This window comes from Streptomyces sp. NPDC001717 (assembly GCF_042892775.1).
Classification (GTDB): domain Bacteria; phylum Actinomycetota; class Actinomycetes; order Streptomycetales; family Streptomycetaceae; genus Streptomyces.
The window spans coordinates 227,732-235,095 of sequence record NZ_JBIAUK010000010.1; the positions used below are offsets into that span (position 1 = coordinate 227,732).

Annotated in this window: 5 protein-coding genes; all 5 read left to right on the top strand. The window is 69.6% G+C overall.

Annotated features, from left to right (window positions below; all coding sequences use genetic code 11):
* Positions 1-4: 4 nt before the first annotated feature.
* Complete coding sequence (metK, locus tag ACFYZL_RS19240; protein ID WP_388680216.1) at positions 5-1,213, top strand: methionine adenosyltransferase; 1,209 nt, start codon at positions 5-7, stop codon at positions 1,211-1,213.
* Positions 1,214-1,243: 30 nt separating this feature from the next.
* The gene (locus tag ACFYZL_RS19245) at positions 1,244-2,227 is read left to right on the top strand and encodes a carbohydrate kinase family protein (protein ID WP_384746064.1); all 984 of its coding nucleotides are present in this window, start codon (positions 1,244-1,246) and stop codon (positions 2,225-2,227) included.
* Positions 2,224-5,715: a methionine synthase gene (metH, locus tag ACFYZL_RS19250; RefSeq protein WP_388680219.1), complete on the top strand. Its 3,492-nt coding sequence runs from the start codon at positions 2,224-2,226 to the stop codon at positions 5,713-5,715. Before ACFYZL_RS19245 ends, metH begins: the two co-directional genes overlap by 4 nt.
* Entirely contained in the window at positions 5,712-6,635 is a 924-nt protein-coding gene (gene metF, locus ACFYZL_RS19255) for a methylenetetrahydrofolate reductase [NAD(P)H] (protein ID WP_388680222.1), read from the top strand. The genes metH and metF overlap by 4 nt, the downstream gene beginning before the upstream one ends.
* A partial coding sequence (locus ACFYZL_RS19260) for an adenosylhomocysteinase (protein ID WP_388680225.1) occupies positions 6,613-7,364 on the top strand: 752 nt, incomplete at its 3' end. The genes metF and ACFYZL_RS19260, both read left to right, overlap by 23 nt.

Here is a 7,364-nt window from a genome sequence, read left to right on the forward strand (position 1 = left end):
AGTCATGTCGCGCCGCCTGTTCACCTCGGAGTCCGTGACCGAGGGCCACCCCGACAAGATCGCCGACCAGATCAGCGACACCATCGTCGACGCCCTGCTCCGCGAGGACCCCACCTCCCGGGTCGCCGTGGAGACCCTGATCACCACCGGCCTCGTGCACATAGCGGGCGAGGTGACGACGAAGGCGTACGCGCCGATCGCGCAGCTCGTCCGCGAGAAGGTCCTGGAGATCGGCTACGACTCCTCGCAGAAGGGTTTCGACGGCGCCTCCTGCGGCGTCTCCGTCTCGATCGGCGCGCAGTCCCCGGACATCGCGCAGGGCGTGGACACCGCGTACGAGTCCCGCGTCGAGGGCGGTGAGGACGAGCTGTCCCGGCAGGGCGCGGGAGACCAGGGCCTGATGTTCGGCTACGCCACCGACGAGACGCCCGAGCTGATGCCCCTGCCCATCCACCTGGCCCACCGGCTCTCGCGCCGCCTCACCGAGGTCCGCAAGGACGGCACCGTCCCGTACCTGCGCCCGGACGGGAAGACCCAGGTCACCATCGAGTACGACGGCGACAAGCCGGTCCGTCTCGACACGGTCGTCGTCTCCACCCAGCACGCCTCCGACATCGACCTCGACTCGCTGCTCGCGCCCGACATCCGCGAGTACGTCGTCGAGCACGTCCTGGCGCATCTCGCGGAGGACGGCATCAAGCTCCAGACCGAGGGCTACCGCCTGCTCGTCAACCCGACCGGCCGGTTCGAGATCGGCGGCCCGATGGGTGACGCGGGCCTGACCGGCCGCAAGATCATCATCGACACCTACGGCGGCATGGCCCGTCACGGTGGTGGCGCCTTCTCCGGCAAGGACCCGTCGAAGGTCGACCGTTCCGCCGCCTACGCGATGCGCTGGGTCGCCAAGAACGTCGTCGCCGCCGGCCTCGCGTCGCGCTGCGAGGTCCAGGTCGCGTACGCCATCGGCAAGGCCGAGCCCGTCGGCCTCTTCGTCGAGACCTTCGGCACCAACACCGCCCCCACCGACCGCATCGAGCAGGCCATCACCGAGGTCTTCGACCTCCGCCCGGCCGCCATCGTCCGTGACCTCGACCTGCTGCGGCCCATCTACGCCCAGACCGCCGCCTACGGCCACTTCGGCCGCGAACTGCCGGACTTCACCTGGGAACGCACCGACCGCGCCGACGCCCTGCGCAGCGCCGCCGGCGTCTGACCCGCCCGAGCCCAGGAAGATCCCCACGCCATGCGCATCGCCGTCTCCGGATCCATCGCCACCGACCACCTCATGGTCTTCCCCGGCCGGTTCGCCGACCAGCTGGTCGCCGACCGTCTCGAGCACGTGTCCCTCTCCTTCCTGGCGGACAGCCTGGACATCCGCCGCGGGGGAGTGGCAGCGAACGTCTCCTTCGGGCTCGGGCAGTTGGGACTCGCTCCCGTCCTGGTCGGAGCCGTGGGCAGCGACTTCGGGGAGTACGAGGTCCGCCTCAAGGAACACGGCGTCGACACCGAATCGGTGCACGTCTCTCCCGCGCACCACACGGCCCGGTTCGTCTGCACCACGGACGCCGACCACAACCAGATCGCCACCTTCTACGCCGGTGCGATGGCCGAGGCGCGCACGATCGGCCTGGCGCCGATCGCCACCCGCGTCGGGGGCCTGGACCTGGTGCTCGTTTCCCCGAACGACCCGGCGGCGATGCTGCGGCACACCGAGGAGTGCCGCGCGCTCGGCATCCCCTTCGCATCGGATCCGTCCCAGCAGCTCGCGCGGCTGGACCGGGACGAGGTACGGGCCCTGATCGACCGCGCGGAGGTGCTCTTCACGAACGAGTACGAATCGGTGCTCCTCAAGGAGCGCAGCGGGTGGACGGAGCAGCAGGTGCTCGGGCGCACCGGAATGTGGGTCACCACCCTCGGCGAGGCCGGCTCCCGCATCCGGCGGGCGGGTCGGCCCACCCTGGAGGTGCCGAGCGTTCCCACCACCACCGCCGTGGACCCGACCGGCGTGGGCGACGCCTTCCGCGCGGGATTCCTGGCGGCCGTGGCCTGGGGTCTGGGCGTGGAGCGGGCGGCGCAGCTCGGCAGCGCGATCGCCACGGTGGTCCTGGAGTGCGTCGGCACGCAGGAGTACCGGCTCGACCGCGAGAACCTGACGGTCCGGCTGGGCGAGGCGTACGGCCCGGCGGCGGTCGCGGACTTCGCGCCGCATGTGGCGAGGGCCCTGTGAGCGCGCCGGGCCGCGTGACGGCGCTGAGGAAGGCGTTGGCCTCGCAGGTCGTGGTCGCCGACGGGGCGATGGGGACGATGCTCCAGGCGCAGGACCCCTCGATGGAGGACTTCCAGCAGCTCGAAGGCTGCAACGAGGTCCTGAACGTGACGCGGCCCGACATCGTCCGATCGGTCCACGAGGCGTACTTCTCGGCCGGGGTGGACTGCGTCTCGACGAACAGCTTCGGTGGCAATCTGTCGGCCCTGGCCGAGTACGACATCGCCGACCGCAATTTCGAGCTGAACGAGGCCAGTGCGCGGATCGCCCGTGAGGTGGCCGACGAGTTCAGTGCCTCCAGTGGCCGTCAGCGGTGGGTGCTGGGCTCGATGGGCCCGGGAACCAAGCTGCCCACGCTCGGGCACGTCGAGTACACGCGGCTGCGTGACGCGTACCAGACGAACGCCGAGGGGCTGCTGTCCGGTGGCGCCGACGCGCTCGTCGTGGAGACCTGCCAGGACCTGCTCCAGGCCAAGTCGGGGATCATCGGGGCCCGTCGGGCCATGGACCGGCTCGGTGTCGACGTCCCGCTGATCTGCTCGGTGACGGTCGAAACGACGGGCACGATGCTGCTGGGCTCGGAGATCGGTGCGGCGCTGACCGCGCTGGAGCCGTTGGGCATCGACATGATCGGTCTGAACTGCGCGACGGGCCCGGCGGAGATGAGCGAGCACCTGCGCTACCTGGCGCGCAATGCCCGTATCCCGATCTCCTGCATGCCGAACGCGGGCCTGCCGGTGCTGGGCAAGGACGGGGCGCACTACCCCCTGTCGGCCTCCGAGATGGCCGATGCCCAGGAGAGCTTCGTCCGCGAGTACGGGCTCTCGCTGGTCGGCGGCTGCTGCGGTACCACCCCGGAGCACCTGCGCCAGGTGGTCGATCGGGTGCGCGGAGCGGCGGTCACCGCACGGACCCCGCAGCCGGAGCCGGGTGCGGCGTCGCTGTACCAGACGGTGCCGTTCCGGCAGGACACCTCGTACATGGCGATCGGTGAGCGGACGAACGCGAACGGGTCGAAGAAGTTCCGCGAGGCGATGCTGGAAGCGCGTTGGGACGACTGTGTGGAGATGGCGCGGGACCAGATCCGCGAGGGCGCGCACATGCTCGACCTGTGCGTGGACTACGTGGGTCGTGACGGCGTCGCGGACATGCAGGAGCTGGCCGGCCGCTTCGCGACCGCGTCGACGCTGCCGATCGTCCTGGACTCCACCGAGGTCCCGGTGATCCAGGCGGGTCTGGAGAAGCTGGGTGGCCGTGCGGTCATCAACTCGGTCAACTACGAGGACGGCGACGGCCCCGAATCCCGCTTCGCGAAGGTGACCCGCCTCGCGCGGGAGCACGGTGCCGCGCTGATCGCGTTGACCATCGACGAGCAGGGCCAGGCCCGCACGGTCGAGCACAAGGTCGCGATCGCCGAGCGCCTCATCGAGGACCTCACCACCAACTGGGGGATCCGCGAGTCGGACATCCTCATCGACACCCTGACGTTCACGATCTGCACCGGTCAGGAGGAGTCCCGGGGCGACGGCATCGCCACGATCGAGTCGATCCGCGAGCTCAAGCGCCGCCACCCCGACGTCCAGACCACGCTGGGTCTGTCGAACATCTCGTTCGGCCTCAACCCGGCCGCCCGTGTGCTGCTGAACTCGGTCTTCCTCGACGAGTGCGTGAAGGCCGGCCTGGACTCGGCGATCGTCCACGCGAGCAAGATCCTTCCGATCGCCCGCTTCGACGAGGAGCAGGTCAACACCGCGCTCGACCTGATCTACGACCGCCGCGCCGAGGGTTACGACCCGCTGCAGAAGCTGATGGCCCTCTTCGAGGGCGTCAACACCAAGTCCCTGAAGGCCGGCCGCGCCGAAGAGCTCCTGGCCCTGCCGCTGGAGGAGCGGCTCCAGCGCCGCATCATCGACGGCGAGAAGAACGGCCTGGAGGCCGACCTCGACGAGGCGCTCCAGGAACGCCCCGCCCTGAACATCGTCAACGACACGCTTCTGGAGGGCATGAAGGTCGTCGGTGAGCTCTTCGGCTCGGGCCAGATGCAGCTGCCGTTCGTGCTCCAGTCGGCCGAGGTCATGAAGACCGCGGTGGCCTACCTGGAGCCGCACATGGAGAAGTCGGACGCGGAGGGCAAGGGCACGATCGTGCTGGCCACCGTCCGCGGCGATGTCCACGACATCGGCAAGAACCTCGTCGACATCATCCTGTCCAACAACGGCTACAACGTCGTCAACATCGGCATCAAGCAGCCGGTCTCCGCGATCCTGGAGGCCGCGCAGGAGCACAAGGCCGACGTCATCGGCATGTCCGGCCTCCTCGTGAAGTCCACCGTGATCATGAAGGAGAACCTGGAGGAGCTGAACCAGCGCAAGCTGGCCGCCGACTACCCCGTCATCCTCGGCGGCGCCGCGCTCACCCGCGCCTACGTCGAGCAGGACCTCCACGAGATCTACGAGGGCGAAGTCCGCTACGCCCGCGACGCCTTCGAAGGCCTGCGCCTCATGGACGCGCTCATGGGCGTCAAGCGCGGAGTCCCCGGAGTCGAGCTGCCGCCTCTGAAACAGCGCCGCGTCGCCAAGCGGGACACTCCCGCCCTCCAGGTGGCGGAGCCCGATCCGGGAGGCCGGTCCGATGTGGTCGTGGACAACCCGGTGCCCGCCCCGCCGTTCTGGGGCACGCGTGTGGTCAAGGGCATCCCGCTCAAGGAGTACGCGTCCTGGCTCGACGAGACCGCCCTGTTCAAGGGCCAGTGGGGGCTGAAGCAGGCCCGCGGTGGGCCCTCTTACGAAGAGCTCCTGGAGACCGAGGGCCGGCCGCGCCTGCGCGGGCTGCTGGACCGCCTACAGACCGACAACCTCCTGGAAGCGGCCGTGGTTCACGGCTACTTCCCCTGCGTCTCCAAGGGCGACGACCTGATCGTGCTCGACGAGCACGGCTCGGAGCGGACGCGTTTCACCTTCCCGCGCCAGGGCCGTGGCCGTCGGCTGTGCCTGGCCGACTTCTTCCGCCCGGAGGAGTCCGGGGAAACCGATGTGGTCGGCCTCCAGGTGGTGACCGTAGGCAGTCGCATCGGGGAGGAGACCGCCCGGCTCTTCGCCGCCGACGCCTACCGCGAGTACATGGAACTCCACGGCCTGTCCGTCCAGCTCGCCGAGGCCCTCGCCGAGTACTGGCACGCCCGCGTACGTACCGAACTGGGCATCGCAGGATCGGATCCGACGTCCATGGCAGGCATGTTCCGCACCGAGTACCAGGGCTGCCGCTACTCCCTCGGCTACCCCGCCTGCCCCGACCTGGAGGACCGGACCAAGATCGCCGACCTGCTCCGGCCGGAGCGGATCGGGGTCCACCTCTCGGAGGAGTTCCAACTCCACCCCGAGCAGTCCACCGACGCCATCGTCATCCACCACCCCGAGGCCACGTACTTCAACGCCGGAGGCCGATCATGACCACGCTGCGGGAGACGCTCGCCACGGGCACTCCCACCTTCTCCTTCGAGTTCTTCCCGCCCAGGACCGAGGCGGGGGAGCGCACCCTGTGGAACGCCATCCGCCGGATCGAGCCCATCGGCCCCTCCTTCGTCTCGGTGACGTACGGGGCCGGCGGCTCATCCCGTGACCGCACCATCGACGTCACGAAGCGGATCGCGGCGGAGACGACCCTGCGGCCGGTCGCGCACCTGACCGCGGTCGGACACTCGGTCGCGGAGCTGCGGCACATCATCGGCGCGTACGCGGACGCCGGCGTACGCGACGTCCTGGTGCTGCGTGGCGACCCGCCCGGCGATCCGAAGGGTGCCTGGGTCCCGCACCCGCACGGCTTCACCCACGCCCACGAACTGGTTCGGCTCGTCCGGCAGCTGGGTGACTTCAGCGTGGGCGTCGCGGCCTTCCCCGAGCGCCATCCGCGCTCCGCGGACTGGGCCGACGACATCCGGCACTTCGCCGCCAAGTGCCGGGCGGGCGCCGACTACGCGATCACGCAGATGTTCTTCCACGTCGAGGACTACCTGCGGCTGCGCGACCGGCTGGCCGCCGTCGGCTGCCTGACGCCGATCATCCCGGAGATCATGCCGGCCACCGACTTCCGCCAGATCGCCCGCTTCGCCGAGCTCAGCAACGCCCGTTTTCCCACCGGCCTCGCCGCACGTCTGGAGGCAGCCGGCGACAACCCTGCCGACGCTCATCGCATCGGCGTCGAATACGCCACCCTCATGGCCGAACGACTTCTGGCGGAAGGCGCGCCGGGGCTGCACTACATCACCCTCAACCGATCGACCGCGACCCTTGAGATCCACGAGAACATCCGCCCCACCCGTTCCCTCCGCACCTCTGACAGGAGCTTCCATGCACTCGCAGCCGCCCACTGACCCGAGCGGTTTCACCGACTTCAAGGTCGCCGACATCTCCCTGGCCGCGTTCGGCCGCAAGGAGATCACCCTGGCCGAGCACGAGATGCCCGGTCTGATGTCGATCCGGCGGGAGTACGCGGCGTCGCAGCCGCTGGCCGGCGCCCGTATCACCGGCTCCCTGCACATGACCGTGCAGACGGCCGTGCTCATCGAGACCCTCGTCGCCCTCGGCGCCGACGTCCGCTGGGTGTCGTGCAACATCTACTCGACGCAGGACCACGCCGCCGCGGCCATAGCCGCCGCCGGCATCCCCGTCTTCGCCTGGAAGGGCGAGACGCTGGAGGAGTACTGGTGGTGCACCGAGCAGGCGCTGACCTGGCCGGGCCACGCGGGCCCGAACATGATCCTCGACGACGGCGGTGACGCCACCCTCCTGGTCCACAAGGGCGTCGAGTTCGCGAAGGCCGGCTCCGTCCCGGACCCGTCCACCGCGGACAACGAGGAGTACGCGCTCGTCCTGGGCCTGCTGCAGAAGAGCACCATCGACTGGGTCACCCTCGCCGACGGCATCCGCGGCGTGACCGAGGAGACCACCACCGGTGTCCACCGCCTGTACGAGATGCACAAGGAAGGCGCCCTGCTCTTCCCTGCCATCAACGTGAACGACGCCGTGACGAAGTCGAAGTTCGACAACAAGTACGGCTGCCGCCACTCCCTGATCGACGGCATCAACCGCGCCACCGACGT